General features: G+C 56.0%; 18 protein-coding genes. 9 read left to right on the top strand and 9 right to left on the bottom strand.

The genetic code is table 11. The annotated features are described in order from the left end of the window. The first annotated feature begins 32 nt into the window (after positions 1-32). From greB to ACFL9S_RS01295, 5 genes are all read left to right on the top strand, one after another. The gene (greB, locus tag ACFL9S_RS01315; RefSeq protein ID WP_405259863.1) at positions 33-512 is read left to right on the top strand and encodes a transcription elongation factor GreB; all 480 of its coding nucleotides are present in this window, start codon (positions 33-35) and stop codon (positions 510-512) included. Between the two features lie 97 nt (positions 513-609). Beyond that, complete coding sequence (locus tag ACFL9S_RS01310) at positions 610-2,940, top strand: Tex family protein (protein ID WP_405259862.1); 2,331 nt, start codon at positions 610-612, stop codon at positions 2,938-2,940. Between the two features lie 136 nt (positions 2,941-3,076). After that, positions 3,077-3,319: a ferrous iron transporter A gene (feoA, locus tag ACFL9S_RS01305; protein WP_405259860.1), complete on the top strand. Its 243-nt coding sequence runs from the start codon at positions 3,077-3,079 to the stop codon at positions 3,317-3,319. Then, positions 3,316-5,619 carry a Fe(2+) transporter permease subunit FeoB gene (feoB, locus tag ACFL9S_RS01300; protein ID WP_405259858.1) on the top strand — a complete coding sequence of 768 codons (2,304 nt, stop codon included), beginning with the start codon at positions 3,316-3,318 and terminating at the stop codon, positions 5,617-5,619. The genes feoA and feoB overlap by 4 nt, the downstream gene beginning before the upstream one ends. Positions 5,620-5,701: 82 nt before the next feature. After that, a complete protein-coding gene (locus tag ACFL9S_RS01295; RefSeq protein WP_405259856.1) occupies positions 5,702-7,390 on the top strand; it encodes a sugar phosphorylase in 1,689 nt (562 codons plus the stop codon). 33 nt (positions 7,391-7,423) lie between these two features. Here ACFL9S_RS01295 and ACFL9S_RS01290 read toward each other — a convergent pair whose 3' ends face one another. Continuing rightward, on the bottom strand, positions 7,424-7,690 hold the full coding sequence (locus tag ACFL9S_RS01290) for a YdgH/BhsA/McbA-like domain containing protein (protein ID WP_405259854.1): 267 nt from the start codon (positions 7,688-7,690) through the stop codon (positions 7,424-7,426). A 159-nt stretch (positions 7,691-7,849) separates the two neighbouring features. After that, complete coding sequence (gene bioH / locus ACFL9S_RS01285; protein WP_405259852.1) at positions 7,850-8,626, bottom strand: pimeloyl-ACP methyl ester esterase BioH; 777 nt, start codon at positions 8,624-8,626, stop codon at positions 7,850-7,852. 35 nt (positions 8,627-8,661) lie between these two features. Between bioH and gntX the strand changes: the two genes are divergently transcribed. From gntX to fabF, 3 genes are all read left to right on the top strand, one after another. Continuing rightward, the gene (gene gntX, locus ACFL9S_RS01280; protein WP_405259851.1) at positions 8,662-9,345 is read left to right on the top strand and encodes a DNA utilization protein GntX; all 684 of its coding nucleotides are present in this window, start codon (positions 8,662-8,664) and stop codon (positions 9,343-9,345) included. 58 nt (positions 9,346-9,403) lie between these two features. After that, complete coding sequence (gene nfuA / locus ACFL9S_RS01275) at positions 9,404-9,979, top strand: Fe-S biogenesis protein NfuA (protein WP_133846647.1); 576 nt, start codon at positions 9,404-9,406, stop codon at positions 9,977-9,979. A 169-nt stretch (positions 9,980-10,148) separates the two neighbouring features. Further along, positions 10,149-11,432 (top strand): beta-ketoacyl-ACP synthase II, encoded by a 1,284-nt coding sequence (fabF, locus tag ACFL9S_RS01270; RefSeq protein WP_405259849.1) that lies wholly within the window; start codon positions 10,149-10,151, stop codon positions 11,430-11,432. 88 nt (positions 11,433-11,520) lie between these two features. Here the strand turns inward: fabF and malQ are convergent, their stop codons facing one another. The 5 genes from malQ to glpE form a co-directional block, all read right to left on the bottom strand. Beyond that, the gene (gene malQ / locus ACFL9S_RS01265) at positions 11,521-13,590 is read right to left on the bottom strand and encodes a 4-alpha-glucanotransferase (RefSeq protein ID WP_405259846.1); all 2,070 of its coding nucleotides are present in this window, start codon (positions 13,588-13,590) and stop codon (positions 11,521-11,523) included. After that, entirely contained in the window at positions 13,571-16,003 is a 2,433-nt protein-coding gene (gene malP, locus ACFL9S_RS01260) for a maltodextrin phosphorylase (protein WP_405259845.1), read from the bottom strand. Before malP ends, malQ begins: the two co-directional genes overlap by 20 nt. A gap of 305 nt (positions 16,004-16,308) precedes the next feature. Beyond that, positions 16,309-17,067 (bottom strand): DeoR/GlpR family transcriptional regulator, encoded by a 759-nt coding sequence (locus ACFL9S_RS01255; RefSeq protein ID WP_405259843.1) that lies wholly within the window; start codon positions 17,065-17,067, stop codon positions 16,309-16,311. A gap of 12 nt (positions 17,068-17,079) precedes the next feature. After that, positions 17,080-17,898: a rhomboid family intramembrane serine protease GlpG gene (glpG, locus tag ACFL9S_RS01250; RefSeq protein WP_405259840.1), complete on the bottom strand. Its 819-nt coding sequence runs from the start codon at positions 17,896-17,898 to the stop codon at positions 17,080-17,082. Between the two features lie 102 nt (positions 17,899-18,000). Further along, entirely contained in the window at positions 18,001-18,324 is a 324-nt protein-coding gene (gene glpE / locus ACFL9S_RS01245; protein ID WP_405259838.1) for a thiosulfate sulfurtransferase GlpE, read from the bottom strand. Between the two features lie 238 nt (positions 18,325-18,562). Here glpE and glpD point away from each other — a divergent pair, with 238 nt between their 5' ends. Further along, entirely contained in the window at positions 18,563-20,074 is a 1,512-nt protein-coding gene (glpD, locus tag ACFL9S_RS01240) for a glycerol-3-phosphate dehydrogenase (RefSeq protein ID WP_405259837.1), read from the top strand. Positions 20,075-20,134: 60 nt separating this feature from the next. On the opposite strand, the gene glgP is transcribed toward glpD, so the two are convergent. Together glgP and glgA are read right to left on the bottom strand one after the other, a co-directional pair. Continuing rightward, the gene (gene glgP / locus ACFL9S_RS01235) at positions 20,135-22,582 is read right to left on the bottom strand and encodes a glycogen phosphorylase (protein WP_405259835.1); all 2,448 of its coding nucleotides are present in this window, start codon (positions 22,580-22,582) and stop codon (positions 20,135-20,137) included. 21 nt (positions 22,583-22,603) lie between these two features. Beyond that, positions 22,604-24,037: a glycogen synthase GlgA gene (glgA, locus tag ACFL9S_RS01230; protein ID WP_405259834.1), complete on the bottom strand. Its 1,434-nt coding sequence runs from the start codon at positions 24,035-24,037 to the stop codon at positions 22,604-22,606. Positions 24,038-24,064: the final 27 nt, after the last annotated feature.

Here is a 24,064-nt window from a genome sequence, read left to right as displayed (position 1 = left end):
AGTCTCCATATCCAGATGACGATGGCTGAACGATGAAAACCAAACTGATTACCCGCGAAGGCTACAACCTGCTGAAGCAGGAGCTGGACTTCCTGTGGCGTGAAGATCGCCCGGAAGTGACGAAAAAGGTCACCTGGGCGGCCAGCCTTGGCGATCGCAGTGAAAATGCCGACTATCAGTACAACAAAAAGCGTCTGCGTGAAATTGACCGCCGGATACGCTATCTGACCAAGTGCCTGGAACAGTTGCGTATTGTCGACTACTCACCACAGCAGGATGGCAAAGTATTTTTCGGTGCCTGGGTAGAAGTGGAAAACGATGAGGGCGATCTGAAGCGTTTTCGCATTGTCGGCTATGACGAAATCTTTGGCCGCAATGACTATATCTCTATCGATTCGCCGATGGCGCGTGCGCTGCTGAAAAAAGAGATCGGTGATGCTGCCGTCGTCCACACCCCGGTGGGTGAAGCGCTGTGGTACGTCAATGCGATCAGCTACGCCCCCTCAAAATAATTCGAGTAGCGGCCATGCTGACAGCCTGATGACTGGCATTATGCTGCTGCAATCCGTATAACTGTTGCCAATTTCTTAAGCTAAAAAGTATCCAAAAATGATGAATAATTCACTGAGCCACCTGATTGCGAGTGAGCTAAAGGCCAGACCAGAGCAGGTTGAAGCCGCTGTTCGCCTGCTGGACGAAGGGAATACCGTGCCGTTTATCGCACGTTATCGTAAGGAAGTGACCGGTGGGTTAGATGATACCCAACTGCGCCAGCTGGAGACCCGACTGGGTTACCTGCGTGAGCTTGCTGACCGCCGCCAGTCTATTCTGAAATCCATTGCCGACCAGGGAAAACTGACCGATGAACTGGCAGCGGCCATCAACGCAACCCTGAGTAAAACCGAGCTGGAAGACCTCTACCTGCCTTACAAACTGAAGCGCCGCACGCGCGGTCAGATCGCTATCGAAGCCGGTCTGCAACCCCTGGCGGACACGTTATGGCAGGAGCCGTCTCACGATCCTGAACAACTGGCCGCGGGCTACATTGATGCCGATAAAGGTGTGGCTGACACCAAAGCCGCGCTGGATGGCGCACGCTATATCCTGATGGAACGTTTCGCAGAAGATGCCGGGCTGCTGGCAAAAGTGCGTGACTACCTGTGGAAAAATGCCCACCTCGTCGCACGCGTCATCGATGGCAAAGAAGAGGCAGGCGCAAAATTCCGTGACTACTTCGACCATCATGAAGCGTTATCCACCGTACCTTCACACCGCGCACTGGCGATGTTCCGTGGCCGTAACGAAGGTATCTTGCAGCTGGCGCTGAATGCCGATCCGCAGTTCGATGAGCCGCCGCGCGAAAGCCACGGTGAGCAGATCATCACTGACCATCTGAATCTGCGCCTGAACAATGCGCCAGCGGATGCCTGGCGTAAAGCCGTGGTCAGCTGGACCTGGCGCATCAAGGTGCTGCTGCACCTCGAAACCGAATTAATGGGCACCGTGCGTGAACGTGCGGAAGACGAAGCGATTAACGTCTTCGCCCGTAACCTGCACGATCTGTTAATGGCGGCCCCAGCAGGTATGCGCGCAACGATGGGTCTCGATCCTGGCCTGCGTACCGGGGTGAAGGTCGCCGTGGTGGATGCAACCGGGAAGCTGGTCGCGACCGACACCATTTACCCTCACACCGGGCAGACCGCCAAAGCCGCTGCCGCCGTGGCTGCACTCTGCACCAAACATCAGGTTGAACTGGTCGCCATCGGCAACGGCACGGCCTCGCGTGAAACCGAGCGCTTCTATCTTGACGTGCAGAAGCAGTTCCCGCAGGTACAGGGCGAGAAAGTCATCGTCAGCGAAGCCGGAGCTTCGGTCTATTCCGCGTCCGAACTGGCGGCGCTGGAGTTCCCCGGACTGGATGTTTCGCTACGTGGTGCAGTTTCTATTGCCCGTCGCTTACAGGATCCGCTCTCCGAACTGGTGAAAATCGACCCGAAATCCATTGGTGTCGGCCAGTACCAGCATGATGTCAGCCAGAGCCAGTTAGCGAGAAAACTGGATGCGGTGGTGGAAGACTGCGTAAACAGCGTGGGCGTCGATCTGAATATGGCTTCAGTGCCGCTGCTGACGCGCGTGGCGGGCCTGAGCAAGATGATCGCCCAGAACATCGTTACCTGGCGTGACGAGAACGGCCGTTTCCAGAACCGTCAGCAGTTACTGAAAGTGGGTCGTCTGGGGCCGAAAGCCTTTGAACAGTGCGCCGGATTCCTGCGTATCGCCCAGGGAGATAACCCGCTGGATGCCTCTACCGTACACCCGGAAGCGTATCCGGTGGTGCAACGTATTCTCGCCGCCACCGAGCAGGCACTGAACGACCTGATGGGTAACCCGACGGAGCTGCGTAACCTGAAAGCCGTTGATTTTACCGATGAGCGTTTCGGCGTGCCTACCGTGAGTGACATCATCAAAGAGCTGGAAAAACCGGGCCGCGATCCGCGCCCTGAGTTTAAAAACGCACAGTTCGCTGACGGCATCGACACCATGAATGACCTGCTTCCGGGGATGGTGCTGGAAGGCTCGGTGACGAACGTCACCAACTTCGGCGCTTTCGTCGATATCGGCGTCCATCAGGATGGTCTGGTGCATATCTCCTCACTGGCCGATAAATTTGTCGATGACCCACACAAAGTGGTGAAAGCCGGTGATGTGGTCAAAGTGAAGGTCATGGAAGTGGATTTACAGCGTAAGCGTATTGCACTGACCATGCGTCTTGACGAACAGCCAGGCGAAACCAACGCGCGGCGCGGTGGCGGCAACAAAGCGCAGGACCGCGACAACGCTCGCCCGGCAAAAGCCAACAACAAGCGCCCTGCCGCCCAGTCTGCGAGCAACAGCGTAATGGGCGACGCGCTGGCCGCTGCGTTTGGCAAGAAAAGCTAATCCCCCCGGCGGGCCTGATGGCCCGCTCTTTTTTCCTAACCCCCCCTCCCGCACTGCGATTAAGTTGCTCCATATCAATGTGAGCAAGAATCACTCTCATTAAAATTCTCAGTGTCTATTTAAGCAGGCACCGCCAATGCAAATGATCCCACAGCACGCCTATCGAATCGCCGGTTTTTCGTCATCCATCAATCCGGTATTTCGCCAGAAACTCATGGCGCTGGGCCTGTTGCCCGGTGCGACCTTTCGGTTGATCCGCATCGCCCCACTGGGCGATCCCCTGCATATCGAAACCCGCCACGTAAGCCTGATGTTGCGCAAAAAGGATCTTGCCCTGCTCCAGCTGGAAGCGATGCATACCGCCGGAGATGCCGCATGAAAACCACCACTATCGCACTGACCGGAAACCCGAACGTCGGCAAAACCACCCTGTTTAACCAGCTCACCGGATCGCGCCAGCGGGTCGGGAACTGGGCCGGAGTGACCGTCGAGCGCAAAGAGGGGCAGTTCACTACAGCAGAGCATCGGGTACAGCTGGTTGATCTGCCAGGCTGCTACTCGCTCACCACGCTCTCGGCACAGGCATCACTGGATGAACAGATTGCCTGTCAGTATCTGCTGAGCGGTGACGCTGACCTGGTGATTAACGTGGTGGATGCCAGTAACCTTGAACGCAATCTTTATCTGACCTTGCAACTGCTGGAGATGGGCCAGCCCTGTATCGTGGCGCTGAACATGCTGGATATTGTTGAAAACCAGCAAACCGAGTTAGATCTCCAGGCGCTGGAGCAGGCGCTGGGCTGCCCGGTAGTACCGCTGGTGTCGACTCGCGGGCGCGGCATCGATCGCCTGAAAGAGACTATCGACCGCTACTCACGCCAGCCGACCCCGCTCGATGTCGACTATTCGCCGCCACTGCAACAGGCGTTACGTGAACTGGTCGCTGCCATGCCCGCCGCCACGCCCGAAGGGCAAAAACGCTGGCTGGCCCTGCATATGCTGGAAGGGGATATCTGGAGCCAGCAGCAGATGCCCGCCGCCCAGGCGCTACTGCCAGGCATTCATGAACGTCTGGGGGACGATGCCGCCCAGTCCATTGCCAGTAGCCGCTATCAGACTCTCGAATCACTTTGCCACAAGGTCATCCGCGCAGCCGGGAGCCGTAGCCTGTTCAGCCAGCGTCTGGATCGCCTGACCATGAACCGCTGGCTGGGTCTGCCGGTGTTTCTGCTGGTGATGTATATGATGTTCTTCCTCGCCATCAACCTCGGTGGCGCACTGCAACCGCTGTTCGACCTCGGTTCAGCGGCGATCTTTATTCAGGGTACGCAATGGCTGGGGGCGACGCTGCACCTGCCGCTATGGCTGACCCTGTTCCTGGCGCAGGGCGTTGGCGGCGGGATCAATACCGTGATGCCGCTGGTACCGCAGATCGGCATGATGTATCTGTTTCTCTCTCTTCTGGAAGACTCCGGTTATATGGCGCGCGCCGCCTTTGTGATGGATCGGTTGATGCAGGCGCTCGGCCTGCCCGGTAAATCCTTTGTGCCGCTGATTGTTGGCTTTGGCTGTAATGTGCCCTCAGTGATGGGCGCACGCACGCTGGACGCACCACGGGAGCGGTTGATCACCGTGCTGATGGCGCCGTTCATCTCCTGCGGGGCGCGGCTGGCGATTTTCGCAGTCTTTGCGGCGGCCTTTTTCGGCCAGCGCGGTGCCCTGGTGGTTTTCAGCCTCTATCTGCTGGGGATCTGCGCGGCCATCGCCACTGGCCTGCTGCTGAAGCATACGTTGATGCGCGGTACCGCCAGTCCCTTTGTGATGGAACTGCCGCTCTGGCACGTTCCTCATGCCAAAAGCCTGCTGTTGCAGACCTGGCAGCGTCTGCGGGGGTTTGTTCTGCGGGCCGGGAAAGTGATTGTGCTGGTCAGTATGCTTATCGGTGCGCTGAACAGCTTTTCGTTCAGCGGCAAGCCGGTCAGCAATCTGAATGATTCCGCGCTGGCCAGCGTCAGCCAGGCACTGACACCGCTGCTGGCGCCTATCGGGGTTCACGCTGATAACTGGCAGGCCACCGTGGGTCTGCTGACCGGGGCGATGGCCAAAGAAGTGGTGGTCGGTACACTGAACACCCTCTATACCGCTGAAGCACTGCAACAGCAGACGTTCGACCCTGAACAATTCAGCCTCCGCGTGCTCCTGAGTGATGCACTGGTTGAGACCTGGCAAGGCATCAAAGCCACCTTCAGCCTCAGCGTGCTCGCCAACCCGATTGAAGCCAGTAAAGGGGATGCGGAAATGGCCAGCGGCGCAATGGGCACCATGCACAGCAAGTTCGCCAGCGATGCCGCCGCCTACAGCTACCTGATTTTTGTGCTGCTGTACGTGCCCTGCGTTTCGGTGATGGGTGCGATTGCCCGTGAAAGCAGCAACCGCTGGATGCTGTTCTCGATTCTGTGGGGGCTGGATCTGGCTTACTCGCTGGCCGCACTGTTTTATCAGGTCGCCAGTTTCCACCAGCATCCGGGCAGCAGCAGCCTGATTATTGCCATTGTTGTGCTGTTCAACGTCCTGCTGCTGACCGCACTTCGCCGCGTGCGCATCACCCCGGCGCGGATCCCGGTCAAACAGGTCAGTACGGGCTGCCAGAACTGTGCCAAAAGCGGGGGTTGCCACTGATGCGGGTTGCGATTTTGTGACCAGCGTCTACAGTGAAAAATAACGTCTGCATTTTTCACTCGTGGTGGAAATCTGAATAATAATGGATATTATCAATAACTTAATAGATAAGATCTACGATTATACTTTCCCGCCATCTTGCTTACAGCGGCTGCATACGCTGATTGCTGATGCGCGGGAGCGTATTGACCAGCCGCGTAAGCCGCACTGGGATGAAAAAGATGTGGTGCTGATCACCTACGCCGATCAGTTTCATGAAGAAAACACACCCACCCTGACCACCTTCTCTCGTTTCTGGCAACAGCACCTGGGATCCAGCTTTAATCTGGTTCATCTGCTGCCTTTTTTCCCCTGGTCCTCCGACGATGGTTTCTCCGTCATTGATTATCACCAGGTGGACCCCAAGTGTGGCGACTGGCAGGACGTTGCCGCCCTGCGCCAGCATACCCGGCTGATGTTTGATTTTGTCTGCAACCATATGTCATCCCAAAGCACCTGGTTTCGTCACTATCTGGCACAGGATCCCGGCTGGGATGATTTCTTTATTAGCATGCCGCCCACCACCGATTTACGTGCTGTGACCCGCCCACGCACCTCCCCCCTTCTCACACCTTTTGTGATGGCCGACGGTGAAACGCGTTTCATCTGGACCACCTTCAGCGCCGATCAGATCGACCTCAACTTCGCTAACCCGGAAGTGCTGATCGCCATGGTGAACGTGCTACTGGATTATCTGCAAAAAGGCGCCGATTACCTGCGGCTGGATGCGGTGGGCTATATGTGGAAAACCCCGGGTACGTCCTGTATTCATCTGGAAAAAACCCACCAACTGGTGAAGCTGTTTCGCGCCATTGCCAACGAGGTGGCACCGGGCACCGTGGTGCTGACGGAAACCAATGTGCCGCACAAAGATAACATCAGCTATTTCGGTAATGCTCGTGATGAGGCGCAGATGGTGTATCAGTTTTCACTGCCGCCGCTGGTGCTGCACGCGATCCATTACGGATCGTCACGCGCCCTTCGTCAGTGGGCTGCCTCACTCAGCGGCGGCAGTGGCAGCACCACGTTCTTCAATTTCCTCGCGTCACATGATGGCATCGGCCTGAATCCATTACGCGGCATCCTGCCGGAAACCGAGATCGTCTCGCTGGTGCGCGATCTGGCGATGGAAGGGGCGCTGATCTCCTATAAAAATAACCCTGACGGCAGCACCAGCCCATATGAAATCAATGTCACCTATATGGATGCACTGAATCAGAAGAATGACGACGACGATACGCGCCTGCGCCGTTTCCTGCTGGCCCATGCGCTGCTGCTGGCCTTTCCCGGCGTACCGGCCATCTACGTGCAAAGTATTCTCGGCTCACGTAACGATGTTGATGGCGTCAAATCCGCCGGATACAACCGGGCGATCAACCGCCAGAAATATGCCGTCAGCGATATCGAACAGGCGTTAATGGAAAAGGATTCACTGCGTCAACGGGTCTACTTTGCCCTCAGCCAGCTGATTCAGGTACGCATCCAGCAATCGGCTTTCCATCCGGATAATCCCATGAGCATCATCGACAGCGATAACTCACTGCTGGTGATGAAACGCCAGGCAAGAGAAGAACAGGGATCCCTGTGGTGTGTGTTTAACCTGAGCCACAGAGCGGTGAGTCTGATGCTGCCAGAAGCGCGCTGGTATCAGGATATCACCAGTGGCAAGCGTATTGATGGTGCGCAGGCGATGCTGCTGGAAGGGTGGGAATTCTGCTGGCTGAAGGCCTGAATCTGCCCACCGGGGGTGGGCAGGGGCTAGCGCTTACTTATAAACGTCGGCCAATGCGTGATCGCGGTTCCCCTCCTGGGCTGCGATGATCACAAAGTATTTACCGCCCTTCGCATCCGCTTTATCCGACAGCCGGGCATGAGCATCCATCGGACTGGTGGTGGAGTTGGTCGTTACGGTACCGATCTTTTCCAGCTTCATTTCCTGCGCCTTCTCGCGCGTAATTTCCTGTGCCGCACTGGCATTAAACGCCTGCACACCAGCCAGCAACAGAGCGGCTATCACAATAAACTGTTTCATCAGCTTCCTCTCCTTAGGGTCAATGTTTCCAGTAATCACTGGCAGTAAAAATCACTGCCGTGATCATTATCCGCCCCAATATGAAAAGCGACAACGCAATGAATTGTTGCAATAAGTAACACCAATATCCCCCGGTCAACTCTCGCTACGTGGCGCTATTCAGGGCCTGACACGTTCACTGAAATCGATAATCTGCTGACAAAAATCGGCCGGATGCGAGATAAACGGCGCATGGGCCGCCTTCTCAATAATATGGCTGGTACTGGCTGGCCAGCAGTCATCAAGCAGAGGGACAATTTTGCGCGGCACTAAGCCATCCAGCGCCCCATACAGCCGCAAAAATGGCATGGACAACACGGCGACCGCCTGACGCACATCTGCGGTTTTGAGGATTTCCAGCCCGCTGTTCAGTACCTCCACCGCAGGCACCGGCCGCTCAAACACCACGCTTTTCAACGTCCTGGCATCCTGGCGAGCGCTGTCCGTCCCCAGGGTTTGTAACGCGAGAAATCGCTCCACGGTACGCTGGAAATCTTCACTCAACTGGTGCTGAAACGTGGTCAGCGTCTCCGGCTTAATACCGGGCCAGTCGGCTTCCGCACTGAAACGAGGCGAGGATGCCACGCTGACCAGACCACGTACCCGATGCGGAGCGTTCAGCGCAACCTGACTGGCGACCAGCCCCCCCAGCGACCAACCTAACCAGATAGCCTGCTCAGGGGCTTGCGCCAGCACTGTCGCAGCCATCTCGTCAAGGGTCATCACCGGGAATCCCTGGCTGTGGCCATAACCGGGCAGATCCACCAGATGCAGACAAAAATGTGCGCTGAGCCGCTCGCTAATGCAATGCCACACCCCGGCGTTCAAACCCCATCCGTGCAGCAGCACAAGATGGCGATCGCCCTGTCCAATAGTCTCCCAGTGAAGCACCGTCATGAGTTATCGTCCTGTATTTAAATGTCGAGGTCGCCATGCTACCAATGCCAGCAGGTTGTTGGCTATGCCTGATGCCGCTCAGCCTTACACAGCACGGCTTGTGCAGTGTGTGTTTCCGTCACCTTCTGGCGCAGCGCGGTGGTTGCCCACGCTGTGGGCTGCCCAGCGGCGAGACAACCCGTGAATGCGGCCGCTGCCTGCACCGTCCTCCTCCCTGGCAGTGGCTGGTGTCCGTCACGCCCTGGCAGCCACCGCTGAGCCAGTTGGTGAACCGGCTCAAGTTTTATCGCACCACCGCACTTGCGGTAATGCTGGCCCGGTTGATACTGCTATGCTGGTTAATGCGACGGCGTGAAGGCGGGCTGAATCGTCCCGATATCTTACTGACGGTGCCACTGCATCATCGCCGGGCGTGGCAACGTGGCTATAATCAGTTAGAGGATATGGCTTATCGGCTGGCACGCTGGGCGCAATGTCGTTATTTACCCCGAGCGCTCACACGTATGCATGCGGGGCGTATTCAGCACCGACTGGGCGCTCTGGCGCGGCGTAAAAACTTACGCGGCGCGTTTAAACTTGAAATTGATGTGCGCGGGCTGCATATCACTTTACTGGATGATGTGGTCACCACGGGCAGTACCGCCGCCGAGATCAGCCGCCTTCTGCTGGCCAACGGTGCTGCCAGCGTACAGATATGGTGCCTGTGCCGAACCTTGTAGAGCGTCGGTGATGGGCGTATTATAACCAATGAAATTAGTTAACTATTGAGCAATCGCCATGATCCTAATTACCGACTCTGCACAAGAGCACTTCGCAAAACTGCTCTCAAAGCAGGAAGATGGCACCCAAATTCGTGTATTCGTGATTAATCCGGGTACACCGACTGCCGAGTGCGGCGTTTCCTACTGCCCACCCGATGCAGTAGAAGCAACGGATACTGAACTCAAGTTTCCCCTGCTGTCAGCCTATGTTGATGCCCTCAGCGCGCCGTATCTGGAAGACGCTGAAATCGACTTTGTGACCGATAACCTGGGTTCACAGCTGACACTGAAAGCACCGAACGCCAAAATGCGTAAAGTTAACGAAGATGCCCCGTTAATTGAGCGTGTTGAGTACCTGTTGCAGGCCCAGATCAACCCGCAGCTGGCCAGCCACGGCGGTAAAGTTTCCCTGATGGAAATCACCGACGAAGGTTTTGCTATTCTGCAATTTGGCGGTGGCTGTAACGGCTGTTCAATGGTCGATGTGACCCTGAAAGAAGGCATCGAGAAAGAGATGCTGGCAGCGTTCCCTGAACTGAAAGGCGTACGCGACCTGACAGAACACGAACGCGGTGAGCATTCGTTCTACTGATGACCCAGGGGCCGGATATCCGGCCCTTTCTCTTTTCTTGCCCCCGGTTTCACCCTTCTGCTTCAATTTCCCCCTGGCTGCCTGTTTAATTTTTCCTGGCGTGATTGACACTGGATCTTTCAGCTTACACGTGTACACTGAAACCTGTTTTCGCAACCTACAGGTCATCATGTTGAACAATACGGGCAGAAGAGTCGTGATCACAGGTATGGGCTTAATCAGCCCGCTCGGTAATGGCGTAGACGGTAGCTGGCAACGGCTGATTGCCGGTCAGTCCGGGATCCGTCATCTTCCTGAAGAGGCGTATGGCGATACGACTATCCGCGTTGGTGGGCAGGTTCCTTCTATCGAACAGGACCCGCAGCACGGCTTTGATATTGCTGCGCTTATCCCGGTGAAAGAGCAGCGTAAAGCGGACCGCTTTATTCATCTGGCGCTGGCAGCGGCCGAAGAGGCCATCACGCAGGCCGGTTTGCATAATCTGTCGGAAACCGCGCGCCTGCGCACCGCCACCATTATTGCCACCGGCATCGGCGGTTTTCATGCCATCAGCAATGCGGTCAAAACCGTGGCAGAAAAAGGCAGCCGTAAGCTTTCACCGTTTACCATTCCGTCGTTTATTGCCAATCTCGCGGCGTCACACGTGGCGATCAAATATGGCTTCAAAGGCATGCTGGGAACACCCGTTTCCGCTTGCGCGGCCAGCATTCAAAGTATCGGTGACGGTTTCCGTGCCATTCGTTTTGATGATGCGGATATCGCCGTGGTTGGCGGTTGTGAATCCTGCATCAATCCGGTTTCACTCGGTGGCTTCCAGGCTGCTCGTGCGCTCTCAACGGCTTTTAACGAGCACCCTGAGCAGGCTTCACGTCCGTTCGACCAGGCTCGCGATGGTTTTGTGATGGGAGAAGGCGCCGGAATGCTGGTGCTGGAGGAGTTGAGCCGTGCCCAGGCGCGTGGTGCCACTATCCTTGGTGAAGTGGTCGGTTACGGCACCACCTCGGATGCTTACCACATTACCTCCGGGCCGGAAGATGGCGAAGGTGCTGCGCGCGCCATGACCATTGCGCTCCAGCAGGCAGGAATAACAGGGCGCGATGTGGATTATATCAACGCGCACTCCACCTCAACGCCGGTCGGCGATCGGGCCGAAATCAATGCGTTGCGTCGGGTACTGGGGGACGGCGCACATACGGCGATCTCCTCGACGAAATCTGCCACCGGGCATCTGCTCGGCGCCGCCGGGGCCGTCGGTGCCATCTTCTCCCTGATGGCCATGCGTCAGCAGATTGCGCCACCTTCGCTGAATATCGCGCAGCTGGACAGTGCTGCTGAAGGGCTGAATATCGTGAAAAACAGTGCGCAGCCGATGACCATCCGCAGCGTGCTGGTCAACGGTTTCGGTTTTGGTGGCGTGAACGGTTCGGTGATTTTTAAAGCCTTTACGCCGTAGTCAACGCCGGACGGACCGAAACAAAAGGTCCGCTCCTGCAAATACATGGATGATCGTGGGCGGATTGAATATCGGATCCGCCCTGCCTTCACGCCTTACGTCGTTTATCGATATCCTTAATCAGGCGGTTAACCCGCTCATCAGCAAACATCGCCTCCAGCGTGACGCTCAGTTTACGCCGCCAGTTGGGGTACTGATCGGTGGTGCCCGGCACATTCACCGGGTCGGCCATATCCAGCCAGTCCTCAGGTTGTAGCCCCAACAGCGCGCTGTTGCTGTCGGCAATAAAACGCTGTAACCCACGATTGAGTACCGCCGTCATCGCCATCCTGTCAGCCCGTTTACCACCGCTTTTAGGCACACAGTGATGACGGTGCAATGCCTCCAGCAATGCCTGCTTCTGGCGGGCGCGCTGCTCGAACAGCCCGCTGAGAACCAGCTTGTCAGGATACAGGCCCAGCGTTTCCCCCAGAGTAAGATCCCCGGCGCTCCAGAAGCCCCGCAACGTCGGCAGATCGTGGGTTGTTGCACTCGCCATCGACTGACGCGGCCAGGCGGAGGGTGCCCGGTAGCGATCCTCACTCTCCTGCTCGAAGTAGAGAACCTTCCACGAATAGATACCACTGTCGCGCAGCTTACTGACGATCTCCACCGGCACCGTACCGAGATCCTCACCGATCACCATGCACTGATGGCGCTGACTCTCCAGCGCAAGGATCGCCATTAAGTCATCGACCGGATAGTGGACGTAGGCACCGAAGTTGGCCGTTTCACCGTAAGGGATCCACCACAAGCGTAAAAGCGACATCACATGATCGATGCGCAGTGCGCCGCAGCTCGCCATATTCGCCCGCAGCAGGTCAATAAACGGTTGGTAGCCACGTGCCGCCATGACGTGCGGGTCCATCGGCGGTAATCCCCAGTTTTGCCCGAGCGGGCCGAGGATATCCGGCGGTGCGCCGACGGAGGCTTTCAACCGGTACAGCTCGCGATCGCACCAGGTTTCCGATCCCCCTTCCGCCACGCCCACGGCTAAATCACGGTAAAGCCCCACCGGCATCTGGTGCTGCTGGCAGCAATGCCAGCACTCATCAAACTGACGATTCGCCAGCCATTGCAGCCATAACCAGAAACGCACTTCATCCTGCTGCTCGCGGCAAAACTGCTGCACCGCCTCGCTGTCACCCTGTTGTATATTTTCAGGCCATACCGGCCAGCCCCAGCGTGTCGGGTCCTCTTTCACCAGGGCGCTGTGCAGGGCATCAAAGGCCGCCTGATTTAACAGGCTTTCCCCCCCGGCGCGTATAAAAGCCTCAAAATGCTTCACGCTGGCATCCTGCGCATCACGCACGGCGAACTGCAACCAGGCATGGCGCAGCCCCTGAATTTTCAACGCCCCCACCCGCGCATAATCCACCCAGTCGGCATCACGCGCAGTTTGTAACGCCGTCTGAGTGTTTTTTTTCTGCCACCAGCGTTGTGCTGCCTTGCTGTGCTGGAAATCCGGCACGGCGGCTATATCGATATACATGACATTCAGCCAGCGCCGTGACGACGGGCTGTACGGACTGGCATTTTCAGGCAGGGAAGGATAAAGCGCGTGGATCGGATTGAGGCCAATAAAGGCGCCGCCGCGTGTGGCGATCTCACTGACCATGCGCTTCAAGTCGCCGAAGTCACCGATCCCCCAGTTCTGCGCCGATCGCAACGTATAGAGCTGCACACAGGCGCCCCACAGTTTGTCGCCGCGCTTTAATGCCGCAGGCTCATAACAGCGCTTCGGCGCCACGATAATCCGGCACGCCCACTGTTTTTTCCCCTGAGTCAGCAGCAGGTGGTGATAGCCTTCCGGCAAATTCGCTGGCAGCGTCAGCAACTCTCCGGCGGGCACCGATCCCTGCCAGGTTTTCCCCTGCTCACTGTCAAACTGCCACCGATAGTCGCCCTTACCGCCGACCGGAAGCTGCTGAACGCGCTTTTTCCGCAGCACCTTGCAGGGGGGTAACGGATCGTTGCCTGCCTTTGGCCGTGCCGCCATAGCAGCAAGCAGCTTTTCACGCGTCCCGGCGCTCACCTCTTCTGGCTGCCCACGGGCATTAATATAGTTCGCCGCTATACCCGCCGCCGCCGCGGCCTGCTCACGCTTTTTGACGTCCATCGTCTCTCCCGGGCCGTTTAGCCTGCCAGATACGCTGCTGATAATCCCGAATCGAACGGTCAGAGCTGAACATCCCGGTGCGAGCCGTATTCAGAATGGCCGCCTTCGTCCAGGCCTCCTGGTCGCGGTACAGCGCTTCAACTTTCAGCTGCGCTTCGCAGTAGCTGGCGAAATCGGCCAGCACCAGCCACGGATCGCCCCCTTTACCCAGGCTGTGCAGCATCATGTCGAAGGCGTGCTTATCCCCATTACTGAAGAATCCTTTCTCCAGCTCTTTCAACAGGCTATCAAGATGTTTGTCTTTTTTACGCAGCTTCAGCGGCTGGTAACCGCTGGCTTTCAGGGCTTTAACCTGGTCCACCGTATTGCCAAAGATAAAGATATTCTCTTCGCCCACCTGCTCAGCGATTTCGACGTTGGCCCCATCGAGCGTCCCTACGGTCAGCGCACCATTCAGCGCCAGCTTCATATTGCCGGTACCGGAGGCTTCATATCCGGCAGTGGAGATCTGTTCTGACAGATCGGCTGCCGGGATCATCAGCTCAGCCGCCGTGATGCGGTAGTCTGGAATGAACACCACTTTCAGCTTGTCGCCCACCAGCGGGTCGTTATTGATCTTCTCCGCCACCTTATTGATGGCATAGATAATATTCTTCGCCAGGTAGTAACCCGGTGCGGCTTTGGCACCAAACAGAAACACACGCGGCACCACGTCCAGTTTCGGATTATCGCGCAGTCGTTTGTAAAGAGAGAGGATATGCATCAGACCAAGATGCTGGCGTTTGTACTCATGCAGGCGTTTGATCTGCACATCGAACAACGCATCCGGGTTCACCACAATACCGGTGCGCTGCACAATGTACTCTGCCAGACGCAGCTTGTTGTCACGTTTAATCTGTCGATACTGTTTACGGAACGCTTTATTGTCGGCAAAGGCTTCCAGCCCTTTCAGGGCATCCAGATTGTTCACCCATTCAACGTTCAGCGTGTCATCAATCAGCCCGGCCAGCGCCGGATTACACTGCTTCAGCCAGCGACGCGGCGTAATGCCGTTGGTGACGTTATGGAATTTCTCCGGCCACAGCAGGTGATATTCCGGGAACAGATCCTTCACCACCAGTTCAGAATGCAGCGCCGCAACGCCATTCACGGCAAAACCGCTGACCACGCAGAGATTAGCCATGCGCACCTGTTTATCCTGTACCACCGCCAGCTTCGCCCAGACGGCTTCATCCCCCGGCCACTGTTTCTCCACCACCTTTTTAAAGCGTCGGTTGATCTCTTTGATCAAGGTGAAATGGCGCGGCAGCAGGCTGCGTACCAGACGTTCATCCCAGCGCTCCAGCGCTTCCGGCATCAGCGTGTGATTGGTGTACGCGAAGGTCTGGCTGGTAATCGCCCAGGCCTCGTCCCAGCTTAACTGGTGCTCATCCAGCAGCACGCGCAGCATCTCGGGAATGGCGATGGTCGGGTGGGTATCATTAAGCTGAATCACCTCATAGTCCGGCAGCGTATGTATGCTGTGCCCGGCAAGGTGATGGCGGCGCAGAATATCGGCCACTGAACAGGCACACTGGAAGTACTGCTGCATCAGGCGCAGACGCTTTCCTTCCTGATGATTATCGTTGGGGTACAGCACCCTGGTCAGCTTCGCAGCATCAATGCCCTGCTGCTCAGCCGCGAGAAACTTGCCGTCGTTAAACAGTGTGAGGTCGAACGGGTGTGCATGGGTGGCCTGCCACAAACGCAGCGGCTGTACCACACCGTTGCGGTAACCGGTCACGGGCAGATCCCAGGCTTCGCCGCGCAGGGTAAACGCCGGATGCCACGACAGTTGGCCATCGGCATTTTTGATTACCGTCCCACCGATGCCGACATTCACGTCCAGCGCCGCATTGTGGCGAAACCACGGATAACGCTCACGCTGCCAGTCATCCGGCGCTTCTTTCTGCTGACCATCGTCAAACGACTGGCGGAACAAACCGTACTGATAATTCAGTCCATAGCCCGTGGCCTGCTGCCCCACGGTCGCCATCGAATCCAGATAGCAGGCCGCCAGCCGCCCCAAACCACCATTACCCAGTGCCGGATCGACCTCTTCTTCCAGCAGCTCACTGAGATCGCGCTGATGCTCAGCCAGTGCCGCTTTCACTTCGTCATACCAGCCCAAATTCAGCAGGTTATTCCCGGTGAGGCGGCCAATTAGAAACTCCATGGAAATATAGTTAACGTGACGCTGCTTTTTCCCGACTTTCGCCGTCGGCTGTGACGCCAGCAGTTCTGCCAGTGCACCGCTGATGGCCTGCCACCACTGGTGGGCGGTCATGTCTGCGGCACGGGCATAGCCAAGATGCTGCCACTGACGCGTCAACGCCGCATCAAAGCGCGCCTTATTGAATTTCTGTTGCGACATACAATCCCTCTTAAACGGGTGGGCAAAATGTGACTGGAAGCACTTTACAGTTAAGACGGCAAAACGAAAAAAAGCTCACCGCAGAATGCGATGAGCGAAAAAAAAGCAATTAAACAACTAGAGGGAGACAACTAACCGGGCTGGGCTGCCCGGATAAAGCGCACGGCAATGGGGTGCAGAGCAGGCTGCACGCCCAGAATGAGAATAGGAAATGAAAAAAAAAGAGGCTGATCTGAGTATGAGTGAATTCGTAAAACGCGCCAGTAGCGGGCGATCTTTTTTTAGATCACCCGCTACTGACCGGGCTAGCAGAGTTCCAGATGAACGTCGTGCTGTTCGATGGTTTTCATCACGCTTGGTGGCGGTGCCTGGTCGGTAAACAGATAATCGATCAAGCCCATATTGCCAAGGTTAACCATCGCGTTGCGGCCAAATTTAGAGTGGTCAGCCACCAGCATCACACAGCGAGAATTCTCGATTATCGCGCGTTTGGTACGCACTTCGTGGTAGTCGAAGTCCAGCAGGGAGCCGTCCATATCGATGCCGCTGATACCCAGAATGCCGTAATCGAGACGGAACTGAGAAATATAATCGAGCGTAGCTTCACCCATAATCCCCCCGTCACGGGTACGGACTTCGCCGCCGGCCAGGATCAGACGAAAATCGGGTTTCGCCATCAGTAACACCGCAACGTTCAGGTTATTGGTGACAATACGCAGATTGCTGTGGTTCATCAGCGCATGGGCGACTGCTTCTGGCGTGGTGCCGATATCAATAAACAGAGAAGCGCCATCAGGGATCTGGCTGGCCACTCGCTGAGCAATACGCGCTTTCTCTGCCGACCACATCATCTTTCGGTCCTGCCAGGCGGTATTTTCCGAACTGGAAGGTAATGCGGCACCGCCGTGATGGCGCTGAATTTTGTTCTGCTCGGCCAGATCGTTGAGATCGCGACGAATAGTTTGCGGGCTGACATCAAAGTGCTCAACCAGCTCTTCGGTACTGACATATCCCTGACGGCGCACCAGCTCGATGATGCCGTCATGTCGTTGTGTCTGCTTCACGCTGTTATCCTTTTAGCTTTTTTTATGACGCGTATCGACAAAGGCCATCGCCAGCCCAACCAGCAGCCCCGTCACGTGCGCTGCATTGGCAATCGACAAACCAAACCAGCCGAAATATCCCACCAGCAACCAGAGAACCGCAAAGGCCATCAATCCACGTTGCAGGAAGATCCCGCGCTCAGGGCTACGTTCACCGCTCAGCCAGGAATAGCTCATCAGGGCGTAAACCACGCCGGAAAGCCCACCGAACAGCACACCACTGAACTTGGCCTGCATCCAGCCGCTGAGCAGCGCGGAAATCAACATAATCACGAACAGCTTGCCGCTGCCGAGCCGCTTTTCCAGCGTGCCGCCAAGATACCAAAACCACATCAGGTTAAACAGAATATGCAACAGCGAGAAGTGCAGTAAGGCATGGCTAAACCAGCGCCACAGTTCAAAGTGCTGATCAGCATCCGGCCAGGAGAGCAGACGCATCACCGCGCCATCCCCAAGCACCTGCATCAGGATAAAGACCAGCACGCAGGCCGCCATCACGGTCAACGTAACAATGCCAGCACGCTCACGCAGATTATCCAGCAGTGAAACATGCTGATAGTGGATCCCGCTGTCGGTCGTGCCTGAGGTCCAGCTGGCCGCCTGATAGCGAACATGGTTAGGGTCACGGATAAACTGGTTAAGTTCGTTTTCGACCACCGTCAGCTGCGTTTCATCATCCAGCCACAGGGTGTAACCATTATCGTGCTCAACGCGCAAGGTCACACCGCGCGTCGCCATGTAATCGACAAACGCCTGTGCCGGACGCAGATGAGTAAAATGGGTGATGCGCATAGAAAAGCGATTTCCTTTCAGTCAGACCAGACAAACCGGCAGTATATACACTCCACCCGCCAGATTGCAGGTGCGAAGCGTTAACCGGAGGCTCGGGGGACGTTACGCAGCCTCAATCTGCTGCGGGAACGCAGCACGCCAGGCTTCAAAACCGCCATCAATACTGTAAACCGTTGTAAACCCCTGATTGAGCAGGTACTGCGCGGCCCCTTTACTGCTGTTGCCGTGGTAGCACATTACCAGCACCGGAGTCGTCAACGCCGCCTGGGAGATAAAAACAGGCAGTGAATCGTTCGTCAGATGAAAAGCGCCGCGGGCATGGGCTGCGGCAAAACTCTGAGGGTCGCGAATATCAACCAGTAACGCATTGTCTTCAGAGAGTTTCTGCTGCGTCTGCTGTACGTTGATGCACTCAAATTGTTCCATGGTGGGTTCTCGTCAAAAGCTAAAAAAGTGACCAAATCAGCCCCATTGTAGCCTGAAGCTGGCACACAAGAACCTGGTAATTAGCAGGGAGATAACCCTTTTCTTGCAGCAAATATGTTACCTGCATCACGCATAATTGTTTTTATTAGGTTAACGCTAGCATCAGTGTTGGTTTCCGATTAATATAATGCTCGAAAACGAACATTAGTGAAAGATTCCGAACATCGGAGGAGATGACGTGGAAACCAAAGACCTGATCGTAATCGGCGGCGGTATTAACGGTGCTGGCATTGCAGCTGATGCTGCCGGGCGCGGCCTGTCAGTACTGATGCTGGAGGCGCAAGATCTCGCCTGCGCCACCTCGTCTGCCAGTTCTAAACTTATCCACGGTGGCCTGCGTTACCTGGAACACTATGAATTCCGCCTGGTGAGTGAAGCACTTGCCGAACGTGAAGTGCTGCTGAAAATGGCACCTCACATTGCTTTCCCCATGCGTTTCCGTCTGCCACACCGTCCGCATCTTCGTCCAGCCTGGATGATCCGCGTCGGTCTGTTTATGTACGACCACCTGGGCAAACGTACCAGCCTGCCGGGCAGTAAGGGTTTGCGTTTTGGCTCAGACTCGGTGCTGAAGCCAGAAATCGTGCGCGGTTTCGAATATTCTGACTGCTGGGTAGATGATGCTCGCCTGGTGGTGCTGAACGCGCAGGAAATTGAGAAGCGTGGCGGCGAAGTGCGTACCCGCACCCGCGTCACGCGCGCCCGACGTGAAAACGGTCTGTGGATCGTGGAAGCCGAAGACATCGACAGCGGCAAAACCTTTACCTGGCGCGCCAAAGGCCTGGTGAATGCTGCCGGTCCGTGGGTCAAACAGCTGTTTGATGACGGCCTGAAGCTGAAGTCGCCGTATGGCATCCGCCTGATCAAAGGCAGCCATATCGTGGTGCCTCGCGTACACACACAGAAGCAGGCTTATATTCTGCAGAACGAAGATCACCGTATTGTCTTCGTCATTCCGTGGATGGATGAGTTCTCGATTATCGGTACCACCGATGTTGAGTACAAAGGCGATCCACAGAATGTGAAAATCGACGATAACGAAGTCGACTATCTGCTGAACGTCTTTAATGCCCACTTCAAGAAAGATCTGGGCCGCGATGATATCGTCTGGACTTACTCCGGCGTGCGTCCGCTGTGTGACGATGAGTCAGATTCTCCGCAGGCGATTACCCGCGATTACACGCTGGATGTGCATGATGATGCCGGCCAGGCACCGCTGCTTTCCGTTTTCGGCGGTAAGCTGACCACCTACCGTAAGCTGGCCGAGCACGCGATGGAGAAACTGAGCAAGTACTACCCGAATATCGGTGCTGCATGGACCAAAAGCTGTGTCCTGCCGGGGGGGAACTTTGCCGGAACACGCGAAGATTACGCCGCGACCCTGCGTCGCCGCTTCCCGTTCATTACTGAAGCGATGGCACGCCACTACGCGCGAACCTATGGCAGCAATACAGAACTGCTGCTGAAAGACGCGACTTCTCTTGAGGATCTGGGCGAGCTGTTTGGCCACCACTTCTATGAAGCGGAACTGCGTTACCAGGTTGCGCACGAATGGGTACGCGTGACCGACGATGCTATCTGGCGTCGTACCAAAGAAGGGATGTGGCTGAACGATGAACAGCAGGCGCGAGTGACTGCGTGGCTGGCAGAGCACGGTAAGAAACCCGCAGCGTTGTCACTGGCGTCATAACCCGATAACCGACCTGCGCAGGGGCGGACCTTCTTTTCGGTCCGCCCGTTCATACCCGTTTTACAACCGAATCGGTTTTATCCCCCAGATCTCATCCGCATACTCCTGAATGGTCCTGTCTGACGAGAAATACCCCATATTGGCAATGTTGTGCACCGCACAGCGCGTCCACTCTTCCTGATTACGATACAGCTTATCGACCTTATCCTGAGTATCCACATAGCTGCGATAATCGGCCAGCAGCTGATAATGGTCCCCGAGATTAACCAGGGAATCAAAGATATTGCGATAACGCCCCGGCTCCTGAGGGCTGAACACCCCGGTGGCAATCTGTATCAGAACCTGATGCAGTTCGGCATCCTTCTCATAGTAAGCATGCGAGTTATAACCGCTGTTGCGCAGCGCTTCGACCTGCGGTGTGGTGTTGCCGAAGATAAAGATATTCTCGTCACCCACATGATCCAGCATCTCGACGTTCGCCCCGTCCAGCGTACCAATCGTCAGTGCGCCGTTGAGGGCAAATTTCATATTACTGGTCCCGGACGCTTCGGTTCCCGCCAGTGAAATCTGCTCGGAGAGATCGGCCGCCGGAATAATGATCTGCGCCAGGCTCACGCCGTAGTTAGGAATAAACACCACTTTCAGTTTGTTCTTCACCTGCGGATCGTTGTTGATCACCTTCGCCACATCGTTGATCAATTGAATAATATGCTTCGCCATAAAGTAGGCCGAGGCGGCTTTCCCGGCGAAAATATTCACGCGAGGCACCCAATCGGCCGTCGGGTCGGCTTTGATGCGGTTATAGCGGGTGATGACGTGCAAGACATTCAGTAGCTGGCGTTTGTACTCGTGAATACGCTTAATCTGCACATCAAACATCGCACGCGGATCAATAACCACATCCAAATTCTGGCTGATATAGGCCGCCAGACGCTTTTTATTCTTCAGCTTGGCACTCGCTACCTGCTCAATAAAGTTCGGGTAGTCGATATGCTGTTTCAGCTCATCCAGCTGGCTCAGTTCAGTGCGCCAGGTACGGCCAATCGTCTCATCCAGGACATCGGAGAGTGCCGGGTTTGCCAGCGCCAGCCAGCGGCGCGGCGTCACGCCATTGGTTTTGTTGCAGAAACGGCCGGGGAACAGTTTGGCAAAATCAGCAAACAGCGACTGAACCATCAGATTAGAGTGCAGCTCAGAGACGCCATTCACTTTATGGCTGACTATCACCGCCAGCCAGGCCATACGGATACGTCGCCCGTTATTCTCATCAATGATGGAGATACGCGACAGCAATGCCCAGTCATCCGGGTAGTAATCCTGGATGGTCTTCAGGAAGTAGTCATTGATATCGAAAATAATTTGCAGGTGACGCGGCAAAATTTTACCGATCATATCCACCGGCCAGGTCTCCAGTGCTTCCTGCATCAACGTGTGGTTGGTGTAGGAGAACACCTGACAGGTGACTTCAAACGCGTCGTCCCAGTTAAATTTGTTCTCATCGATCAGCACGCGCATCAGTTCCGGGATCGCCAGCACCGGATGGGTATCATTAAGATGCAGAGCAATTTTATCGGCCAGGTTATCAAAGGTCTGGTGCATCGCCCAGTGACGATGAAGGATATCCTGCACCGTCGCCGAGACCAGGAAGTACTCCTGACGCAGACGCAGTTCACGCCCGGAATAGGTCGAATCATCGGGATAGAGCACGCGCGACACGTTTTCCGAATGGTTCTTATCTTCCACCGCCGCAAAGTAATCGCCCTGGTTAAACTTCCCGAGGTTGATTTCATTGCTGGCCTGCGCGCCCCAAAGCCGCAGGGTATTGGTGGCATCCGTATCGTAGCCGGGGATAATTTGATCGTAAGCGGTAGCCAGCACCTCTTCGGTTTCTACCCAGCGCGCGCGGCTGCCTTCCTGTTGAATACGACCGCCGAAGCGCACCTTGTAGCGGGTGTTAAAGCGCTGGAACTCCCAGGGGTTACCGTATTCCAGCCAGTAATCCGGTGACTCCGCCTGGCGGCCATCGACGATATTCTGTTTGAACATGCCGTATTCGTAACGAATGCCGTAGCCGCGTCCCGGCAGACCGAGCGTGGCAAGGGAATCGAGAAAACAGGCCGCAAGACGGCCAAGACCACCGTTACCCAGCCCCGGATCGCTCTCTTCTTCAATCAGCTCCTCAAGATCGAAGCCCATCTCCTCCAGAGCCGACTTTGCATCGTCGTAGATGCCCATCGCCAGCAGCGCATTGGACAACGTGCGCCCCACCAGAAACTCCATCGACAGGTAATACACCTGCCGCACATCCTGAGACAATTGAGCACGATTAGATCGCAGCCAGCGCTCGACCATACGATCACGCACGGCCAACAGTGTGGCGTTCAGCCACTCGTGCTTGTTAGCAATAGAAGGGTCTTTGCCAATGGTAAACATCAGCTTATAGGCAATTGAGTGCTTGAGTGCATCGACACTGAGCGTCGGTGAGGAATAAGAGAAAGGTGCATTCATATCAAATTTCCCATTTTCTGGTTACAACAAACGTTGATAGAGATCGCGGTAGGCCACAGCAGCCACCTGCCAGCTAAAATCCATCCCCATTGCCTGACGCTGAACATAGCGCCACAACGAAGGACGGGACCAGAGAACAAAAGCACGTCGAATTGCACGCAATAACGACCAGGCATTACTGTCTTCAAAAGCAAAACCGCTGGCAATACCGTCCGCCAGATTTTCCAGTGAACTGTCATTCACTGTATCAGCCAGCCCTCCGGTGCGCCGCACCAGCGGCAGCGTGCCGTATTTCAATCCATAAAGCTGTGTCAGACCGCAAGGCTCAAAACGGCTCGGCACCATAATCACATCAGCGCCACCCATAATGCGGTGCGAGAAGGCTTCGTGATAGCCTATCTGCACCCCCACCTGGCCCGGATATTCAGCCGCGGCAGCAAGGAATCCCTGTTGCAGTTCGGTATCTCCTGCACCCAGTAATACCAGCTGACCGCCCTGCTCCAGCAGTCCCGGCAGTGCTTCCAGCACCAGGTCCAGCCCTTTCTGTTTCGTTAAACGGCTGACAACAGCAAAGATCGGCGCTTTGTCGTCGATCTTTAATCCCATGGTGATCTGCAATTGCCGTTTGTTCTCCAGCTTGGCCTCCAGCACATCACGGTTGTAGCGCGCATTCAGTAGCAAATCCTGCTCCGGATCCCAGATGGCCGGATCAACGCCGTTAAGTATCCCGCTCAGCCGTCCTTCCCGCTGACGCTGCTTCAGTAAATCTTCCATACCGTAGCCAAATTCAGGCTGGGTAATTTCACGCGCATAAGTCGGGCTGACGGCCGTGATATGGTCGGCATAGAACAGCCCGGCTTTAAGGAATGAGATCTGCCCGTGGAACTCCAGCCCGTGCATATTGAAGAAGGAGGGCGGGAGCTGGAGCAGATCCAGATGCCACGCTTCAAACAGCCCCTGATATGCCAGATTATGAACCGTAAACACCGATTTTGCCGGACGCCCCCGCGCAGCCAGATAGGCACAGGCAAGCCCCGCGTGCCAGTCATGTGCATGCACCACATCCGGCCGCCACCAGTTATCCAGCCCACACGCCAGCTCACAGCCAATCCAGCCCAGCAGCGCAAAGCGCAGATGGTTATCAGCATAGGCGTACTGCGACTCATCGTGATAGGGACTACCGGGCCGTTCGTACAGGCCGGGCGCATCGATCAGATAAATTCCCACGCCATCATAATGACCAAAGTGCAGTTCCACATAACCGGCAAAAGTTTGCAGCTTAGCTACCACCTGGGTCGGCGTAATGGCTTTTTTCAACGCCGGAAAGGCGGGTAACAACACCCGCGTATCCGTCCCGTCAGCAATTTGTGCCGCCGGTAATGCCCCAATAACATCAGCAAGTCCGCCGGTTTTTAGCAGCGGGAAAATTTCTGAACAGACGTGTAGCACCTGCATTATCGGCTCCTTTTTATCCGCCATACT

Source organism: Erwinia sp. AnSW2-5 (assembly GCF_045107195.1).
Taxonomy (GTDB): Bacteria; Pseudomonadota; Gammaproteobacteria; order Enterobacterales; family Enterobacteriaceae; genus Erwinia.
This window is presented reverse-complemented; position numbering and strand designations above follow the sequence as displayed.